The following is an 18,849-nucleotide window of genomic DNA, read 5'->3' on the forward strand; positions in this document are numbered from 1 at the left end:
GCTCGCCGCCGGGACCTTTCAACCTAAACCTTATCACAAATTGCGGGCAGATCGCCCGCTTTTAAGATGTTACAAAATTAAGCATTTAATTTAATAATGCCTGTTAAACGCAGAATTGCGCATATATTCATTGAACCTGCGCTGGTATTCACGCTCTTCATTCAACCTGCGACTGAGGACGCTACATCGCCAGGCGCATAAACCACAGGCTATAAAGGCAACTGACAAACAAGTTAAGGTTTCCTTTCTCGCCTCTGCTCTCTGTTCCGGTGTCATTTTTTCTTTACTATGCTTTCGGCCAACTGCACCGAAAAAAGCAAACATGGAAATTAAACAGGCCAATAAGATGTTGCGGACAATGGCTTTCATGGTGCGATTTTGTTAATTAAAATTACTAATTTACTTAGTAATTTCCAAGTTTTTTTTTAATTTAATTCGTAAATATTATTGGTTTTCCGGGCCGACAATACCCTGTCCCGTATGGTATCTGTGATGGTCGATTCAGGAATGCCCTGGAACTGGATGACGGGATTTTCCGGGTCGGTACTTTTTAAGGTAAGGTACATCAGCTTGCATATTTGCAGGATAAAAGACTGTGTGATTATATAATCTTTTACCCTAAACATCTCTACCTGGTCTACCCGTTTAAAAAAGATGCCGCGTGTTATCCGGATATACTCAGCAGTTACCAGGTATTGAAAACTGCGGATGTACAGGAGCCGGTACCAGGCGGCGGCACATACGGCCAGGCTGAATAAAATAAAATAAGGCGACAGCCACCAGGCCAGCAAAAGGAAAGTGATGGCAAGCAGGATCATCGGCAGGGCTTTCAGAAAAGCGAACAGCATGGCCGGTTTTAATAAGATATCATCGTTTTGCATCATTTGTTATTGATTTAAATTATATGATCGGTGAGTTCATGTGACCGGCCATTCGAAAATCGCGTACAGGTTACCGCCCCCGGTAAAATTTATTATGTCCTGCTGGTTTGCAGCTGGTCTAAAAAAGTTAAAGCCAGGCGGGCACACGCGGTACGAAAGCGGGGGCGCAAGCCAAATGCCTCCTGGAAGGCATGTAAACTAAGGCGTTCATCGCTCGTTATCAACTCACGCTCATCATTGTATATGGCGACCTGGTGGCCCGTATGAAACATCCGGACAGGCACATTCCTGATGCCGGCTGCCATTTTGATAGCGGTCAGATGACCCAGCAGGTCCTTTCCGAAGACCAGGGTAAACTTTCGTTTTGGAAAGTGCTGCCTTATCCAGGATGCCTGCCCGTCATGCAGCCTGCTGCCAATGGCAACAAAGGCCGTTTGCTGTAGCCGGGGATAATGATGACGGTGCAGGGTGACGAGGGCTATCGCTTCCATCGCGGAAAAGGAGACCACGACATGGGAGGCGGTTTCTGGTCCGGCCAGCCATAAATTTTCGGTGGCCGGCAGCCTATGAAACCCTTCGCCAAAATGTTCTGCGGAATCACCGTACCGGAAAACAAGGTCATCGCCTAAATGGAAAAAATCCTGCACTTCGGGCGGTACCCCCAGCCGGGTCAACAGCGGGTTCATCAGCGTGACCTCCCGGCCCGCGTACGTTCAAACTGGTGCGGAACAAAACCATGCTGGTTTTCGATGTCTTTAAGCGCCTGGTGATAACCGGGGCTCAATTTTTCAGCAGTTTTTTGATCGCGCTTTTGGTTAAACAAGGCGTTCAGCCCTTTATAGACCATATAGGATAGCCCGCCATCGATCAGGATCGAGGCAACCAGCCTGAGTTTATTGGAGCGTATGCCGTGGTGATCTGTTGCAGAGTAGCTGAATTTGGTGCCATCGGCAATCCGCACTTCTCTGCCCTTGCGGTAATTTTCCTTTTGGGCCGGCGTCAGAAATTCATTGTTGACCATATCCGGCGCCAATATCTTGTCGGTATCCGAAACGATATACTCCCTGGTTTCCGGATCGTATTCCACCAGCATTTCTTTTTTATTGCCACGGTCATCCACCGTGATCTTGAGTAAGCTCGCTACTTCCCCTTTTCGCAACTGCTGCGCTTCGGTCTCGTCGAGAAACTCCGGCGTCGCCGCTTTGCGGTATACCGGGTGAATAAGCAGGTCCAGTTTCCCGGCCTCATTAGGTTTGAGCGAGATCTTGGCGTTGATGGATTTGATCCTAATGTTTTCGGCTTCAAGGTCATGCAGTTCCATTAACCCTGTCCGGCGACCTGAAAGCAAAGCTTTCAGGTCATCGACATTTAACAGGAGCTGGCCGCCTGCGGCCAGCCCGATGGTTTCCAGATCCTTGATCGGGAGCTCATCTTCTTGAAAGTTAACCAGGTTCATTTTTAACGTCCTATTCTGTGTTGCTGACCCTGTTCCTCGGACTGGCCCTGCTCTTCTTCCAGTACCAGGTCGGCTTCGCGGTCGCGCGGGTTAGTTTTGGCCTCCAGCAGGGATTTATAAAGGCCATATTCCGGTTTCAATACTTTGCGCGCGCCGTCTGCATCTTCCACCTTAATGCTTTTGGTCTTGTAGGTCTCCAGCACCTTGTAGGTAGTATCCATATAGGCGATCTCGTCGCCCTTTTTAAAACCCACAGCCTCGGCACCCTGCTTTTGTTCGCGTTTCTGGTTAACCCCCAGCAGCAGGTTCGCAATTTTTTGGGCGTCACGTGAAGCTTTGGCGATCTCAAAAGGTTCATCTTTCAGGATCTTCGCGAAACTGCTCATATAAGCGGCCTGCTGACCGAAATTATGGCCGATCTTTAATTCGCCGCCGATCAGGATGGCGGCAACGGCAGCGCGCATTTCTTCGCGGGCGTAGTCCAGCGAGGCGAATTTTCCCTCCATCGGGCGGTTCAGGCGGTCCTCATGGCCGGTCCAGTGCGCCAGCTGGTGAATGGCCGCCTGGTAATACTTCGTCTCATTTTCAAACTGTTCCGGCTCGGGCAGGAAAATGGCATCGCGCTGTTTGTCGTAATAGGCTTCCTGCCCGCCGTGGATGATCACGGCTTTGCTGTCTTCGATCAGCTTGGCGGCGCGTTCCACAGGTGATAGTGTTTGGCCCTCGTTCTGTTTGGCCAGAAATTCTTCCAGGGGTTGTATGTCCTTGAGCTGACTGCCGTTAAAGAGAAAGGCCTGGCCCTGTTGCGGCTTTTCAAACTCGACGGTTTTGGTCTGGGTCACGCCCGCCTCATCCTTGATACGCTGGCCGTCAGCCGTACGGATGGCCTGAATGTCACTGGTCTTGGGAAACTCGATCATCGTTCCCTTTTCATCTTTTTTGACCCAGTTACCGGCATAACGGGCGGCGTCTGCCGACATCCATCTTGGATCGTCATGGCGCTGCATCCCGAGGATCAGCGCATTCATCGCGCTGTAGCCTTTCCCGGTGGTGGGATTAATCGGTTTAACAAAGGCAGGCATGCCGTTTTCTTTAACCGGTTTTTGAAAAAGGGAATTACCCTCTTTGATTTCACCGATCAGCTTGTCTGAAAGCTGTACCGGAAGTGGTTTGAAGTTTTTGCTCATTTTCTTGTTTAATTAGCAGTTCATATAAAAATTTAATTGGATTGATATATTGATGCCTGTAGCAAATGCTGAAGTGCAGATGCTCGCCGGTCACATGTCCGGTAGCGCCGGTAATGCCGATAGGCTCACCAGCGGTTACGCTATCGGTGGGTATTACAAAAATTTGGCTGAGGTGGCCGTATATGGATTCAACCGCTCCATGAACCAGCCGGATGTTTATGCCAAGGCCATTTTCATAGCCGGTGGATCTTACAAAACCATTAAGGATAGCATAAACCGTGTCGTGGCGGGCTTTGAGATCGACGCCCGCGTGCATGGCATATTTGCCGGTAAGCGGGTGGATACGGTAACCGTATGCTGAATTTATTTTTAGGTGTTTGAGGGGCAGGCAGACCAGGCAGAAGCTGATCAATAGCTTCATCGGCTGTACGATTTGGCCAATTCCTGTTTTGGTGTTTGGCTAATTGATTCCAATACTTTTTCCTGTAAACCGGGATGATCGTTCGCTATGGCCAATGCTGAGTATAAAGCTTGTGAGGTACCCCTGTCCTGCAATAGCATGATCTTGTACATGGCCTTAAAATCCTCCAGCGGCATGTTGGAGCCATTATTGGTCAGGTCATTGAAAACCGCCTGTTTATCTTTAAGCATCATGACCTGACCGGCAGGATAAAAGGCTTCCCCTCCCTCGGGGAACCTTACATAGTTCTCTGTTTCAGACCTGGCGTAGGTCAGAATGCCGATGTGTCCCTTTTTTTCTTCGGGATTGTTTGCTAAATCCGGCTGCACTAAAACGAGTGTTCCGGCTAAAGTTTGATTTTCCATAATATTTAATGTTTAAGATGTTACCTGCCTGTTTTTCGGGCGGGGGCCAGGCCAATGGCTTCATTCAGGCGGATCGTTGCCTCACGGTGGAGTTCCGGGTCGTCCTGTAGGAGTATATAGGCTTTTTTCAGCTGTTCGGTCGATCCCGATGCTTGCAGCAAAGCAAGGGTTTGCAGATTTTGGGCTACGGGTGGCCATTGGACGGCTTTGTATTTTTCCGCCAATTCCTTTAATTCTTCAGTAGCTCTAAGGACAAACAATGTTTTAGCGCTGAAGGAATCTACTTCCTCGTCCTCAAATCTTACCCATATCTGGTCTGCTTCAAAGTCTGTAAACTCAATAATGCCGATCTTTCCGGCGTGGTCAGAAGTCCAAAGGACCGGGCTGATCATGACCATCAAGCCCATAGTTTCTTCCTTTTTCATGCGAATTGCTTTAAATGGTTGTTAGATTTTGCAGGCGGCGGGTTGGCCTGCAGGAGCCTATCTTTTCAGGCCCCTGGTTTGATCTATTCCAAGAAACTGGTCTAATCCAATTGTTACTGCATCGTGAATGCTGCCGTTCTTTTTAACCAGTTCCATGGCGGTACGGATATGTTTTTCCGTTCCATGATCTAATAAGAGGGCAATATTTTTCAGGTCTTTAAAATCATCTACGGATAGTGTCAGCGCATTTTGGTGCATAAAGTCATAGATATCGCCGGGCTCTTTGAAGGTTAGCAGGGCGTCAGCACTGTAGAAGCCAACTTCATAGTCGTCAAAACCCACATAAAATTCGTCCGTGTTCAGGATCGCTGCGGTTATAAATCCGATCTCCCCCTGTTTATTTACCGGGTCATTTTTAAGATCAGGGTGTACCAACAAATAATGGGGTAATTGTATTTCATTCGGGTCTTCTTTCATTTCTTCATGGTCGCTTTAATGGGTGTAACGGGCGCCGGCGGCTTGAAAGCCAATACCATTTCCTGTATCTCCTGGCTGATCTGGTTAAAGTTCTGCCGGAGCTTTTCATCCATTTTGCCGCCAAAGTCATAGAAAGACGGTAAGCCCTTGTAGCCTTTTTCTTCCTTGCGGATGGCCTCCATATCGAGATTGATCCGGCAGTTAACGGCTGAGGTTTCAAAAGCCCCGGTGTATTTTTCCTGGGCATCGGCGGCGATCACCCCGACCATTTCACCCGAATTGAGCGATGCGATCTTTCCCGCCGGGATGAGTACTTCCAGCTTTTCATTGAGTGAGGTAGAGGTTTTGTTCCGGTCGATGGATAGCCCTTCACCGATCTGTTTGGATTTACCAAACAGGCGCTCCAGCCACTCCAGGGTTTCCTTATTCCGGACCGAGCCGGACAGTACGGTGCCCACTACCGCGGTGATCGTGGCAGCCGTATCTTTCCCATATTGCTGGTTAAACTGGGGCAATTCCTGCAGGCCCATCAAGACGGCGACCTTATTCGACCTGGCAGTTGCGATCAGATTCTCGACCCGGTGGACGAACAAGGTGGGTATCTCATCCACGATCAGCGCTGATGGCAGGTTACCTTTGGTATTGATCAGCTTGGTCAGGCGGTTGATAATGATCGAATAGCAGGCTGAATTGATGTTCTGGGTATTCGGGTCATTGGCTAATACCAGCATTCCGGGATTTTCCTTCGCCGATATTTTCAGGTCGAAGTCATTGCCGGAAAAGACCCAGTACGTTTCCTTCGTTGCCAGGCGGCTGATGAATATCTTGAGTGTGCCGATCTGGCCCTCCAGCTGATCAAAGGCTTTAGCGTTGTAAGCGGTCATAAAGGGCGATAGGAGCGAACGCAATTCGGGTTCCGAGGTCAGCGCATTAAAAATCTCTTCGTAGGAACGGTTCAGCAGCGCCAGGACATGCGGAAAGCTGGAATAGATGCCACCTTTGTACTTGCTCATGAAATACACGCAGGACGCCAGGAAATTGATCGCTGACTGTGTAAAAAACTGGTCGCTGCCGCCTGACCGGTCACCCTTTTTTAACGCTTCGACCAATGCCTCGGCAGTTTCCGCTGCATCGGCCAGCGAACGGATGTAGTCTGCCCGCCAGGGATTGATGCGCCGGCTTTTTTCGATATCGTTCAAGTTGATGACATGAAAGGCAAAGCCTTTCAGCTTACCGTTCTGCTTGGCCAGCAGGTAATGATAATAGGCGATATGGCCAAGATCGGGAAACTTGAAATCGTACAGGCAGACCGCAAACTCTTTGGCGATGAGCTGGCGAATAAAAGGATTGACAATGGAAAAGCTTTTACCGCTGCCCGGGGTGCCGATGACCATGGTACCGCGAAAGACATTACAAATATTGATCCAGCCGTTCCTGACCTTGCCCTTATAGTAGAACAGCATCGGGATATTGACGGAGTAAGGCGTATCTACCCTTTGGATGGGCTGCATAAAGCTTTCCGCTTCGGTGTTCCATTTATCCTTGCCCAAGCCCGAGCGGATGAACTTGGAAATATTGTCCATAGACAGGCTGACCAGCAATGCCCCGGAAAACGAGCAAACCAAATACAGCAGGTCATACCAGCCCGTATAAGCAAATGCTAATGAGGAAGCCCTGCCCTGAAAAACAAGGGAGCCAAAGAATAAAAACAGACCGAGCGCAAGCGGGTAGACGATATGCTTTTTAGGGTCGAGGTCTGTTTTCTTTTTTGCCAGCGTACCGATGCTGACCAGGCAGATGAGGCCAAACGTTGTCAGCTTACTATAAACCAGACTGGAATAAATGACCAGGTGACTGATCTTATCCAGGGGAGTAAAAAAAATGCCCCAGAACGGGGCATCGTGGTAAATAAAAATAGCGGCTTCCAGTCCTATGGATATATAAATTGCGCATTGCAGGAACCCATGGAGTTTTTGCTGCTCTCTGGTTTCTTCCATAATATGATTTGATTTTTAATGGTATGGAAGGAGCCCTTCGGGGTTCTTCCATAAATAAGCGGATTAAAATGAAAAAGTCACCGGCGCACGCGGATGACTTAGGTGATGAATGGATGGTCTAACGACCTATTCGCCGCTTTTCATCGGGCCAGCCCTGATGTCTGCTAGGTTCAGGGTTATTCCATTCGTTCAGGAGAAAAGCCAGATGCTGACCATCCGGCACCCCGGCAAATACGATATGTTCAGGCAATTCTTCAGGCGCATGATACGGGTCAAATTCATGCAAAAAAGGCACCTGGGTTACGCGCGTGTCGATATAGATACCCGTTTTACCCCCTCGTTTAAACACGTCGGCGAAGCTGATCATGTTCCAGCAATTTTCGGTATCCCGAAAAGCTTTCCGCTTTTCATCCACGAAGAAATCTTTCCCTGCAATTTGGATCACCGGCAGATCTGTCTGAAAATCTTTACGCCAGCCCGGTTTAATTTCGTCGAGCTTTGTATTTCTGCCCTGCGGGTCCATCGCGTCAAACGGGTAGAACCAAAATAGTTTGACCTGTTCGGGAATTTGCCCGGTCAGCGGGCCGTCATAGACCTGTTTTGTTTCCGTATCGTACCATAATTCATAATGATCTTCCAAGCACATCATATCGAACAGGTCGATCTGATTTTCAGGCCTGTCAACTTCCACCAGTGCCATCAGGTATCCATTCACAAAGAACGGTGTGCCTTCCAGTTCAATGACCGGGAAGGGCCCCTTGTAATTATTTTCCTGTTTCATTTGCTTATCCGTTATCATCGTTTAACATAGGCCGGTACGACCTCTGCCTCTTCTTCTAGGGCTTCGCGCTGTTCTTCCCCCGGAATATTGATCTCCTGCTGCGCTTGTGTTTCCTTTTCTTTTTCGGCGATCTTCCGGCTGATCTCTGCTTCGAGCACTTCCATTTCCTTCTTTAGGGAAGCCAGTTCATATTCCTGGTCAAATGGCCGCTGCGTAAGTTCACGGACTTCAGGTATCTGTTTATTGATACCCGCTAATTCCTTTTCATACCGGTCGGCCATACCCACCACCCGGTTGATCGCGTCCAGGAAATAACGCGCCGCGAGTTTGGCATTGTCAATATTCGGCGCGCCGCCGTTCTGCATGTATTTGATCCCGGTAGTCCTGCTCTCGGCATACAGGGAGGTGACATGTTCGATCCTGCTGCTAAATACTGTCTCTACTGTTTGGAGCTTCCGCCGGATGTAAAGGTCAAAGCCGTATAGTTCCCCCAGGAGCAACTCTGGTTTGCTGTAATCCGCAGGCTGCCAGTTCTTGTATAACTCAATAAAGTGGTTTCCGATAGCGATGGCATCTGCCGAAAGCATATCTTTCAATTTTAACGGATTCAGCTTGACGCCTTCTTCGTCATGTTTTAGCACATTTTTATAGGCTGCGTCATCTTTGCGAACCAGTTCCAGTGTGGCCCTGGTTTCCCGGCTTCTTTTTTCCAGGTCTTCCAACAGGTAACGGCTTTGGGAAACCTCCTTGAAATGAGCGCCTTTGTAACCTTCTAATTCAGCCACTTTTTTTTCGAGGCGGGTTTTTTCCAGTAAGGAGGTATCACCCGATAAAATGGCGATGTACTCGGAAAAGCTCATGCCGCTTTGTTCATCGATCGCGCCCTCATCCAGGGTTCGGACAGAGAGTTCGTTATTTTTCATCTGGCTGATGAAGATCTGCTTGTTTTTGAGCAGGTTGAATTTATAGTTGTCCAGTGATTGCTCCACGGCATAGATAAAGTTCCTGACCTTATTGCCATAAAACATTTTGGCCAGCCAGTTACCCTGCCTTGCGCCGCGACCGTCGCGCTGCTCCAGCTCCGACGGTTTCCATGGTATGTCCAGATGGTGCATGGCAACGACCCGTTCCTGTACATTGAGGCCCGTCCCTGCTTTCTCGGTGCTGCCGATCAGGATGCGGATCTCGCCGGCATTCATTTTCCGGAACAGCTCCTTGCGCTGGCGGTCGGTTGCCCAATTATGAATAAAGGTGATCTGGTTAGCCGGGATATTAAAATCATTGACCAGCTTTTCCTTCAGGGCGTCGTATACATTGAATTCACCGGGTTTAGGGGTGCCGATGTCACTGAATATGATCTGCGTTCCTTTATGCGGCGTGCTTTCATGGTAGATCTCCGCGACATTCCTGGCGCATACATTGACCTTGTTCCCGGGATGGTCCCCATATTTTTCAGGGTCGACCAGCCGCATATCGACGGCCATTTTTTTGGCATAGTTGGTCGCGATCAGCATCCGGCCCTTGTCTTCATCCCTGGACAGCGGGCGCCTGCCAATGACCGTCGCGTCGCCGGTCCGGGCAAATTGCATCAGCCGTTTAATAAACTCCTGCTGATCAGGCGTTGGTTTGATATTGACCAGGGTTTCCTCAATTACCGGCTTGTCCAGGTTGATATGTTTGGCCGTCTTGTAATCGGTGATCTGGTTATAAAACAGCGCCAGTTCAGGTACCTTGATAAAATGCCGGAATCGCTCCTTCGCCCGTATCTCATTGGTGACCGTAAATTCAAAATCAACCGTCTTCCGTGCATAGACCGCCGCCCAGGCATCAAAATTGGAGATGCGCTGCCTTTCGAGTTCCCTTGGGCGGAGATACTTAAAGATCAGGTACATCTCGGTCAGGCTGTTGGAGATAGGCGTACCGGACAAAAAAGTGGCGCAGAGATCGGTATCGTAACGGTCCTGTAAGGTGCGGATGGCAAAAAGCATATTCAGCGCCTTTTGGCTGCCCGCGATATTGCCTAAGCCGGCAACCTTCGTGTGCCGGGTCGTAAAAGTGAGGTTTTTGAATTTATGCGATTCATCGATGAACAAATGATCGACGTTCATCTCCCGGAAATTAATGCCGGTATCCTTCCGCTGTTCGATGGACTCGATCACGCCTTTGAGCTTGGCTTCCAGATTTTCCTTCCTGATCTCCAGGCCTTTTAACATCTCGCGGGACACTTCCTCGCCCGCATCCTGCACCGTGCGCAGATCCAGTTCGGTGTTATCCAGCTCAATTTCGAGTATCTGCCGCTGTATTTCCGGCGCCTGCGGTATTTTGCCAAACTGGTCATGCGTTAAAATGATGCAGTCCCAATTGTTGTTTTTGATCTCGTGAAAGATCCGTTTGCGCTTAGCCGGTTCAAAATCATTTTCACCGGGCGCCAGCAACTTTGCTTTCGGATAGGCCAGCCGGAAAGTATCGGTGATCTGCTGCACATTAGCTTTTAAGGCAATGATCATCGGCTTGTGAACAATGCCCAGGCGTTTCATTTCCATGGCGGCAACGATCATGGTGAGGGTCTTTCCAAGGCCGACCTCATGGTCGATCAGCCCGCCGTTGTTTTGCATCAGCCGCCAGGCCGCATTTCGCTGCGAGGAATAAAGGTCTTCGATCTTCAGCGCTTTGAAATCGAGCCCCGGAAAGGTCAGGTGGCTGCCGTCGTATTCGCGGAGCGAATAGCAGTTATAGGTATCGTTGTATAATTTTTCTAAATACTGCTTGTCCTCGTTAGGCAGCTCCATTAACCAAAGCAGGTAGCGCGCCCGCATGGTATCGATCTTCCGGTGCGCATTTTGTATCGCTTCGGTATCCGGCACGCGGACTACTTTGCCGAACTGCTCCACCGGGTAGGTGAAATGCGGATTGGTATTCAGCAAGGCATATTCGAGTAAGGTCCGGCCGGTGACCTTGTTACTTTCCTTTGGGGTTACCGAAAATTCTTCGTTCGTGATGGTATTACCCTTTTTTCCGTAGCTAACCTTATAATCGTCTAATGAAACCAGGTACTGTATTTTGGTATCGAGCTTAAAAAGATCGCTTGCAAAGCGCTCGTAATATTCAATAGGTACCCAGCGCTCCCCCAGGTTAAAGTCCAGTCTTTCAAAGGGTATTCTTTCCGGCTGAACCCGGCGGATCGCGGCAAGGCTCCTGGCGAACTGGAGATTTTGCGGATCGTCTGCGGCCAGCTTTTCGGCGATCTTTAACTTTTGCACCACATCGCCGGACAGGTAATTGTCGGTGGTTTCCCAGGCCTGTGTTTTTGGGTTTAATAAGATCTGTTTCTCCAGTTGTAAAATGATCTCGTCATCGGTCAGGCCGGTGATTTGCCCGATGACCGGCAGATCCACCCGGCCGCTATCGTTCAGGCTGCGCGCCAGCGCTTCGGCAGGGTCGTCGGTTTTCAGCATTTCCTTTTGCTGAAACAGCGGACCGTAAAAAATATCCGACCGGACAAACTTGTCCCCTTCCCTGATCTCAAGCGAGGAAAGCGTTTTAAAACCTAAAGCCGGATCATTAAAGATGCGGTTCCGGTTAATGTTTTTGTTCAGTTCCCCGTATTTGGCGACAAAGGCGTCATAATAAACATTGAGCGAATGCCGTAATTCGGGAAACTGTATCGCGTGTTCGTTCTCATACCCGGAAAGTTCCAGGTAGGTATCACGCAGAGTAATATAATCCTCGTAAAACGGCAGTTCCGGCTGCGGGTCAAGCGGTTTGAATTTTGCCTCAAAGTTGTTTGGTTCGCCGATCAGGCCGGCCTTGCCTTCAAAGATCACCAGGGTATCCTTGATATAAAAAGGTTTCAGGTCCGTAAAGGCCTTTGGTTTATCCGGCAGTAATTTAAAGGCCGGCTCTAAGCTTGTATCCCCTTCGTAGCGATAATCATGACCGAAAAGTTTGAGTTTGACAGAAAGGGCATCCAATTCCTGGCCCAGGCTGAGGCCGGATAGCCATTTTGCCGGGAACGAAATCTCCGAAAGGTTACTATACAGCTTATAACTGTAACGGTTATTCGCTTTGGCACGCGCGGTGACCAGGATAATGCTGTCGTGGTTCGGCCGCGCAGTAGTGCGAACGATGCTGATCACCCGCGCCGTCCCCGCATCTACAAATTGCCTGTCCAGATCATCGAGGTAAGCCAGCGCTTTGTTTTCCTTGTCAGCCTGCACCGGGGCGTCAAACAAACCTAACTGGCCAAAAAGTAATCCGGTGTTGTCAGCTTTCTTTTCCTGTTCGGGTACCGGTAAAAATGTGAATTGTTTCAGGTGCCCTTCTTTTTTATCAAAGGAGATCGCCTGCCATTTGGCGTGATCGAGATTGGCGAACCCGGCAAGCAGCTGTTCTTTGAGTAAGGGGACAATGTTCTCCATTTCCCCATTTTGCCAGGCTACCCGGGAGGCTTTGCCCCTGGCGTTGGTGCCTTCAATGATCTCGTCGGCATAGATCAGTTCGTTCTTATCCGCTAACCAGGCATTCAGGTAATATTTACCAAAAGAATTCTCAACCTCTACGGTATTGATCAGGTGGCTTTCGGCTTCGCTTAGCGTTTCCTTATGATCGTTCTTCTGTACCAGGATCAGGTGCATACCCACCTCTACATTCGCGTTTTCCTTCATCAGGTTGGCGGGCAGTACCGCAACCGTTAACAGGTCAGCCGAGGTAAACAGGTATTTCCTGGCCAGCTCATTGGAAGGATTATTCAGGAAAGCATCGGTAACGATATAGGCCAGTATGCCGCCGTCTTTGATCTTATCCAGCCCTTTTGCAAAAAAATAAGTATGTACTTTGGCTGAGATACCGCTTTTGTTATAAGCCGGATCGTGTACCGCGATTTTGCCAAACGGAATATTGCTGATGATCAGATCGGCTTGCGCCTTTTCGGTGGCTGCGGTTTCTTCGAGTTTTTTGATCTGCACGTCCACCGGCACGTTGTGTACCGAACAAATGGCGGTCAAGATTTTGCCGGTCAGGATATCTTTTTCCACCGCGGTGACCTGTTCGAGGCTTTCAAATGCCAGTACCGCCTCGTCGATAAATACACCGGCCCCGGCGCTGGGCTCATATAAGCGTTTTGGTAATATATTCGCTTCAAGCATGGCGGCATAGATCGCGCCGGGGATATAAGCTGGTGTATAATAGGCGGTTTGCGAACTACTTTTAAGGGCATCAATAGCTGCCTTATATTCTTTTGCGGTCAATTTTTCCTGCAGCAGTTCATGCAGTTCCATGACCTGGGGGTAAAGTTTAAGGTCAGCATTGGAGGCGCCGAACTTTTCCCATTCCGTAATTTCCCCGGCTGGAAAAAGCACGGCTTTCAGGCCGCCAAAGCCGGCATATTTTTTCAGGGTTTGCAATTCTGTTTCGGTGAGCTGCCGGCCGGTAAAGTCCAGCGCGATGCGGATGGCTGCGATATTATCTGCCATCTTCCTTGCCGGGTTAAATGCCATATCACACCTCCTGTAAATAATCTGCTATGGTGCCGATCACTTCATATTTTAAGAAGCGGTCGTCCTCGTCCAGGCCCGTCATTAAGGGCGCACAGAGTTCGAGGATATTGGTAAGCTCGTAGTGCAGTATCCCGTGGTTGGAAAAGCGCAGATAGGTCCTGAAAAATTCCTGTTCCAGTACGAGCTTTACATAATCGTAGGCTATGGATTCAGTCATACAAAATGAGTAAAAGAATTAGTTGGGCAACATATCCGCGTCGAGTATATCCTGGTAGGAAATGCTGAGGGTTATGATGCGCCCGGAAAGCTGCTTTTCACTGAGTTCCGCATGCAGTACCTTATTCCCGGGAAAGGACATCTTTTTAAAGACGAAGATGTTCCTGTAATTTTTGGAGAAGGCTGGCGGGTTGAACAATACAAACTCCGGTTTGACCTCTACCGACTGGTTATTGGCTGCCTTGGTTACTTTTTTATCATCCACCTTAAACCGGAGATCGGCGATATCATATTTCAAGTTCGTTTTGTTGTGGTAACCGATGTCGAGGAAAATGTAATCACCGACGGTGTACACATGGTTCAATCGTCCTTTGATGCCGAAGGCTTTAACCTTTTCCATGCGCTTATCGGGGCTTTTGGCCACCAGGCTTAGCGCTAATGCCTTCAGCTGGTTTTGTGACAGGCCGATGCCGGAGATATCCAGGGGCCGCATATCGTTCGGAACAATATTGACCGCTGTAGGTACGCCCGGATAGCCGGGTAAGAGCCGGTATTGTGCAATAAATTTCTCGCCTGCCACGGTAACCACCGAACCCGAAAAAGTTTTCAGGGAGTCCCGCAATTTTAAACGCAAAACGTTTTTGAGCGGCAGATCGCCGATCAGCTCTTTCGTGGAAATATCCACGTATTGGATGGCTTCCGGGGAAATAAAATGGATCGTCAGGTTTTCCGGCAAATAAACTACCGGCAGTTTTTCCTGGGCATAAAGGGATGGGGCACATAGCACCAATAAGAAGAATAACATCTTTTTCATGATTCGTAAGTTTTTTCGGGTGTTTATTTCGTTTTATCGGCATCCGGCACGGCTGGGCCGTTGTGTGCGTTTTGCAGCGCATCGGTGTCGATCAGATAGATATATGAATTGTATTTGAGCTTCGCTTTGTTTTTGCGGATGAGGTCCGCAATGGCGGACGAAGTAGACTGAAAAACTTTATCAAGTGAGCTCATGATAAACTGGCTGTTGCCGGAACTGCCATCGATCGTTACGCCCTGAACAGCGTTGCCGCCCAGGTCTTTGGTAAAATCGCGAAAGGCAGATGAAGGCACATAGAGGCCGGGCAGGCCGTCCATATCATATACATCCAGCTTAACCGGCAGTATTCTTCCCTCGTATAAGATAGAGGTAATGGCCAGCGTGACACGCTGCTCCGAAAAGCCGCTGATTTGGGCAAACAGGTAAGTACCTGCTTTGATCAGGTTATTTCCCGCTTTGATGTCTTCCAGCAGCTTCAGCCGGAGTCGTGAGCCGGCGTAACCGGTCACATTTTCGTCGATGACCGCACTGATAAAGGCAGGTTCTTTTGCCGGAAGCACCGTGTTAAAGTCGCTTGAGATCGCGTCCGCTTTTTCAACCGCCAGTTTAAACCGGTTTTCTTTTTGCCTGGCTGCTTTGTCGGCTAACTGCTTTTTCTTCAGTTCCTCCTTGTAGGCCGGATCATTTTGTTTATTGATGCTATCCATAATGGCCATTTGGGCCTTAAACACTTCCATTGGGTCTTTTTCCTTCGGGGAGCTTTCCGCCGGACCGGTGGTATTCGCCTGCCTGCGGCTCATGGCTTCAATAGCTTTGGCGACCTGCCGGTCATGGCTGACGCTTTCGGTTTGAACGGGTCCGCCAACCGGGCTATTTGCTGTGCCGAATTTTAGCTTCATCGCCTGCTGGATGGAATCCAGTTTTTTCTTTTGCTGATCGGAATAATCATTGTTATAGGCGGGATTGCTGGAGCTTTCGCGCGGGATCACATTTACCGCGGTTAGTCCGTCCGCTTCCTTGTAGGTATTGCGGTAGGCGTCCAGCTTATCGGCCAGCTGCTTTTTACGCACATCGGCGGAGACATTGCCGACTGAGCCGTTCAACCCGGTATTTTCTTTGACTACTTGCTTCGGTTTGGAAAAACCGCTGTGCCAGGCGTAAAAGAACAGGCACAAAAAAGGCAGCAGGATAACGGGCAGCACATATTTGGGCTGCTTAAAATTAATTTTCATAGCATTTTATTTGAGTGTTTGATGAATTTTGGAGAGATGGTCGAGGGCGCTGTCCAGTAAGGTGCTGTCCTGCCCCGTCAGTTGCTTCTTTGCTGTCAGGCTGTCAACCAGCTTTTTGAGTTGTATGGTTTCCCGGATACTGCCGGTCGCCTGCATGATCTTGCTGAAGCCGTCCTCCAGCGGGCTGACCTTTTCAACGGCAATAGCTTTGGCCCTTTCGGGGTGCCTGAAAACTGTGAATGACAGCACAAAAGACAGGGCCATCAACAAGACCATACATCCAAAAAAGAACCTGGGATAGGCTCCGGCCAGACGTTTTGCCGCATCCCCGGCAATGTTGAAATAGGCGCCGAATTCCTTGCGTATTTCGCTATACAGGGTATCCCTGGGATCCCTGTTAGAATGTATTTTTTTCCACATCTTGCAGGTCTTTGTTTTCAAGGGTCTTCCAGCCACAGATCAGAACGCCATGCGGGTTATTATCGCTTCGCGGGATATCTTTCAGGTAGCCTTCGGTGATGAGCGAGCGGACAACCGTTGAGCTGCGGCGGTCGATCTTTAATTTTCCGTAATACCGGAAATAGTGTTTGGGCATATCTACCGTGATGGAATCGGTTTGCAGCGTCAGTACGGAACTGGAGGACAGAATGGAATTAAAAAAACCGTTCTCTTTCAGGTTATTGTATTGTTCCATGCCGGATTCATCCACCAGGTACATGGCTTTTTTCATCTGGTACTCCATGTAGTTATCATCCGGCGTCAGGGAGAAGAACAGGGAATGGAACAGGTCGACATGAGCCCGGTATTCCGCCGGGCGGTTCATCTGCACATCGGTCTGCCGGGCCAGTATGGGGATGTTGTTATCCAGGATATAAATGCTTTTTTGTGCATTAGAGACAAGCCTGAAGGCGTAGAGACAGTTCATGCCGACAATAATCAGCGAGGTCAGCAGGCTGCCCGCGGCAATGAATGTCGCCAGCCTTATTTTCGCTTCGATATTTTTTATGATCATGATCAATGACATTTAAATGAAAAAGGCCGGCCCGCATTCGCAGGTCAGCCTCAAATAAAAAGGAGAAAGAAAGAGAAATAAACAGAAGCGGTTAAAAGAAGCTTCCGGATGCCTTCCTGGCCATACTTACTACAGTTCCCGCGCTGCGGCCAAAGGTCGAGGTCGCTGAACTGATACCGGAAGTCGAGATGATCCAGGTCGAGATGCTGGGCACCGTGAACATACAAATAGCGCCGATCAGGAATACAATAATGACGGTACCAAAGGACAGGATACCATTTCCGGCGAACCAGGCCATTTTTTCCAGGTTTGCACTCAGGCCGTTCTCGCCGACCAATTCTTTGTATTTGGTGATCTCGGAGGTTAGCGCATATTCCTGCATCAGACCGCACAGGTACATGATCAGGTAAGCGATGCCGCTATACAGGTTTACGGAGATAAAGCGGGCGATCCAGGTGCTGAAGCTATCGCGGAATGCCGGCAGGATACTGACGGCGACCGCAAATGGCCCGAGTATGATCAATATGGTCGAATAGATGATCTGGATCATAAAGATAATGTAAACTGCCAGGCGCAGTATCCATATCCCTAATAGTTCCAGCAATTGGGTAAACAGCAATTGCAGGCCGACCGTCAGCCGGTTCTTCAGCTCCAGCAAGGGTGCTACTACAGTTGAAATGCCCTGCTTGACCGTGCTGGTCACCGCATCCCAGGCCTGTCCGTACCAGGTATCGCTTTCCTTTTCGGCGACCTCGGTTTGAGCCTGGTAGGTATAGAGGGAGTTGGCCACGGCAAGCATCAGGTTGGAGCGGTTGAGACGCAGGTTATCCACGGTTGCTTGCTCGCTGTCAAACATCTGTTCGGTCTGGTTGGCCACCAGGTCGGTTGGAAATGCGATCATTTTTACGAACGCGCCCCACCATAAAATGATCATGGCCAGCCCAAAGGGCCGCAACAGCGGCATGATCTCCAATTGCTTATCACCGACCATCATCTCGTAGGACTTGATCGCAAAAAATATGATCATAAATATAGCGGCAAGCGCCTTGGCGTCTGTAATGAACAGATCGAAATGTGTCCAAACGGAATCTTTGAGGCCTTTTAGAAAAACCATGACGCCGGCTTCGTAAACGCCGTCACCCTGCAAAAACTGCAGCGTTTTGGTATTATCGGTATTCGTCGTGGCCTGGGCGGACACAACTGTTATACATAGGCATAGCAGCAGTATCAATAAAGCTATTTTCTTTTTCATTGCAGGTGTTGTAAAACTTGGTTAGCGATCTGGATGTCCGTTTGTGGCGTCCAGTTACTGACCGTCACCTGGTTGGCTTTCAGCTTTTGCTGCTGTGCGGTCATTTCTAAAGTGGCTTGCGCCGATGAGGTACGGATCGCCCAGACACCGGCCAGCCTGCGGTATTCCATCAGGTAACGGTGATAGGCCAGGATCCTTGCGCCCCGGTCCATCGTGGTCGAGTGCGCGGCCTGTATCCTTTCCTTTAACATATCCAGTTCATTTTTATACCAGCTATAAAGCCCTTCGGAAACCAGTTTGGCGCTGACTTGCGGGGACAACCCTGTCAGGATAGAAGTTGCTGAATTATTTAATACAGGTTTTAATTCATTGCTGTAATACAGCTGCCATAAGGGGTCGGCATCAGCGATCAAACCGGATTGGTTAGCGATTTCAGACAGTGCTGTGTTACGTACCGTATCCGATTGCAGTTTGTATTTATTATCAGTTGTGTTCATAGCGCCTACCAGCGCGAGGCGCTGGGTCTGTGGCCCGGCAGCGCTCAATGGCCGGAGGTCCGTCTTATGATAATTCGGGTGAAACAAGCCCCAGGTTAGCCAGTAATAAGGATTAAGGCTTAAAAAACCGGCCTTCGGTTCAAACTTATTCTGGTCCCATTGGAGGTATACCATACGTTCTTCCTGGTACCTGACGGCTTTGTCCTGTGCCACAGCCTGGCCGAAGCACTGATGGATCAGCGCGATCCATATTAAGGGTAACGGAATTAAGAATATTTTCATGATTAAATTGTTTTGAAACA

Annotated in this window: 19 protein-coding genes; all 19 read right to left on the reverse strand. The window is 49.2% G+C overall.

The features are described 5' to 3' along the window. Nucleotides 1-90 precede the first annotated feature (90 nt). Nucleotides 91-369 (reverse strand): hypothetical protein, encoded by a 279-nt coding sequence (locus tag G7092_RS16870; RefSeq protein WP_129568358.1) that lies wholly within the window; start codon nt 367-369, stop codon nt 91-93. 56 nt (nt 370-425) lie between these two features. Then, nucleotides 426-884: a PH domain-containing protein gene (locus G7092_RS16875; protein WP_129568357.1), complete on the reverse strand. Its 459-nt coding sequence runs from the start codon at nt 882-884 to the stop codon at nt 426-428. Nucleotides 885-973: 89 nt separating this feature from the next. Next, nucleotides 974-1,567, reverse strand: a complete 594-nt coding sequence (locus G7092_RS16880) for a hypothetical protein (RefSeq protein ID WP_166091194.1) — start codon at nt 1,565-1,567, stop codon at nt 974-976. After that, nucleotides 1,567-2,337: a DUF4099 domain-containing protein gene (locus G7092_RS16885; RefSeq protein ID WP_129568355.1), complete on the reverse strand. Its 771-nt coding sequence runs from the start codon at nt 2,335-2,337 to the stop codon at nt 1,567-1,569. Before G7092_RS16885 ends, G7092_RS16880 begins: the two co-directional genes overlap by 1 nt. A gap of 2 nt (nt 2,338-2,339) precedes the next feature. Beyond that, the gene (locus G7092_RS16890) at nt 2,340-3,524 is read right to left on the reverse strand and encodes a zincin-like metallopeptidase domain-containing protein (RefSeq protein ID WP_129568354.1); all 1,185 of its coding nucleotides are present in this window, start codon (nt 3,522-3,524) and stop codon (nt 2,340-2,342) included. Continuing rightward, nucleotides 3,469-3,945 (reverse strand): M23 family metallopeptidase, encoded by a 477-nt coding sequence (locus tag G7092_RS30985; RefSeq protein ID WP_129568353.1) that lies wholly within the window; start codon nt 3,943-3,945, stop codon nt 3,469-3,471. Before G7092_RS30985 ends, G7092_RS16890 begins: the two co-directional genes overlap by 56 nt. Beyond that, a complete protein-coding gene (locus tag G7092_RS16900) occupies nt 3,942-4,349 on the reverse strand; it encodes a hypothetical protein (protein ID WP_129568352.1) in 408 nt (135 codons plus the stop codon). The genes G7092_RS30985 and G7092_RS16900 overlap by 4 nt, the downstream gene beginning before the upstream one ends. A 20-nt stretch (nt 4,350-4,369) precedes the next feature. Next, nucleotides 4,370-4,774, reverse strand: coding sequence for a hypothetical protein (locus G7092_RS16905; protein WP_129568351.1), 405 nt, complete (start codon nt 4,772-4,774; stop codon nt 4,370-4,372). 57 nt (nt 4,775-4,831) lie between these two features. Continuing rightward, complete coding sequence (locus tag G7092_RS16910; RefSeq protein ID WP_129568350.1) at nt 4,832-5,251, reverse strand: hypothetical protein; 420 nt, start codon at nt 5,249-5,251, stop codon at nt 4,832-4,834. Continuing rightward, a complete protein-coding gene (locus G7092_RS16915) occupies nt 5,248-7,248 on the reverse strand; it encodes a type IV secretion system DNA-binding domain-containing protein (RefSeq protein ID WP_129568349.1) in 2,001 nt (666 codons plus the stop codon). The genes G7092_RS16910 and G7092_RS16915 overlap by 4 nt, the downstream gene beginning before the upstream one ends. Nucleotides 7,249-7,366: 118 nt before the next feature. Further along, entirely contained in the window at nt 7,367-8,029 is a 663-nt protein-coding gene (locus tag G7092_RS16920; protein ID WP_129568348.1) for a hypothetical protein, read from the reverse strand. Nucleotides 8,030-8,043: 14 nt separating this feature from the next. Then, nucleotides 8,044-13,500 carry a helicase-like domain-containing protein gene (locus G7092_RS16925; RefSeq protein WP_223266108.1) on the reverse strand — a complete coding sequence of 1,819 codons (5,457 nt, stop codon included), beginning with the start codon at nt 13,498-13,500 and terminating at the stop codon, nt 8,044-8,046. 25 nt (nt 13,501-13,525) lie between these two features. Next, nucleotides 13,526-13,741 (reverse strand): hypothetical protein, encoded by a 216-nt coding sequence (locus G7092_RS16930; RefSeq protein ID WP_129568346.1) that lies wholly within the window; start codon nt 13,739-13,741, stop codon nt 13,526-13,528. Between the two features lie 18 nt (nt 13,742-13,759). Continuing rightward, nucleotides 13,760-14,554 (reverse strand): DUF4138 domain-containing protein, encoded by a 795-nt coding sequence (locus tag G7092_RS16935; protein WP_129568345.1) that lies wholly within the window; start codon nt 14,552-14,554, stop codon nt 13,760-13,762. Between the two features lie 23 nt (nt 14,555-14,577). Then, nucleotides 14,578-15,786, reverse strand: a complete 1,209-nt coding sequence (gene traM / locus G7092_RS16940; protein ID WP_129568344.1) for a conjugative transposon protein TraM — start codon at nt 15,784-15,786, stop codon at nt 14,578-14,580. A 6-nt stretch (nt 15,787-15,792) separates the two neighbouring features. Further along, on the reverse strand, nt 15,793-16,206 hold the full coding sequence (locus G7092_RS16945; protein ID WP_129568343.1) for a hypothetical protein: 414 nt from the start codon (nt 16,204-16,206) through the stop codon (nt 15,793-15,795). Beyond that, a complete protein-coding gene (traK, locus tag G7092_RS16950) occupies nt 16,184-16,810 on the reverse strand; it encodes a conjugative transposon protein TraK (protein ID WP_438861464.1) in 627 nt (208 codons plus the stop codon). The genes G7092_RS16945 and traK overlap by 23 nt, the downstream gene beginning before the upstream one ends. 79 nt (nt 16,811-16,889) lie before the next feature. Beyond that, on the reverse strand, nt 16,890-18,050 hold the full coding sequence (locus tag G7092_RS16955; RefSeq protein WP_129568341.1) for a TraJ family protein: 1,161 nt from the start codon (nt 18,048-18,050) through the stop codon (nt 16,890-16,892). Then, the gene (locus G7092_RS16960) at nt 18,047-18,829 is read right to left on the reverse strand and encodes a hypothetical protein (protein ID WP_129568340.1); all 783 of its coding nucleotides are present in this window, start codon (nt 18,827-18,829) and stop codon (nt 18,047-18,049) included. The genes G7092_RS16955 and G7092_RS16960 overlap by 4 nt, the downstream gene beginning before the upstream one ends. Between the last annotated feature and the right edge of the window lie 20 nt (nt 18,830-18,849).

Source organism: Mucilaginibacter inviolabilis (assembly GCF_011089895.1).
Lineage (GTDB): Bacteria > Bacteroidota > Bacteroidia > Sphingobacteriales > Sphingobacteriaceae > Mucilaginibacter > Mucilaginibacter inviolabilis.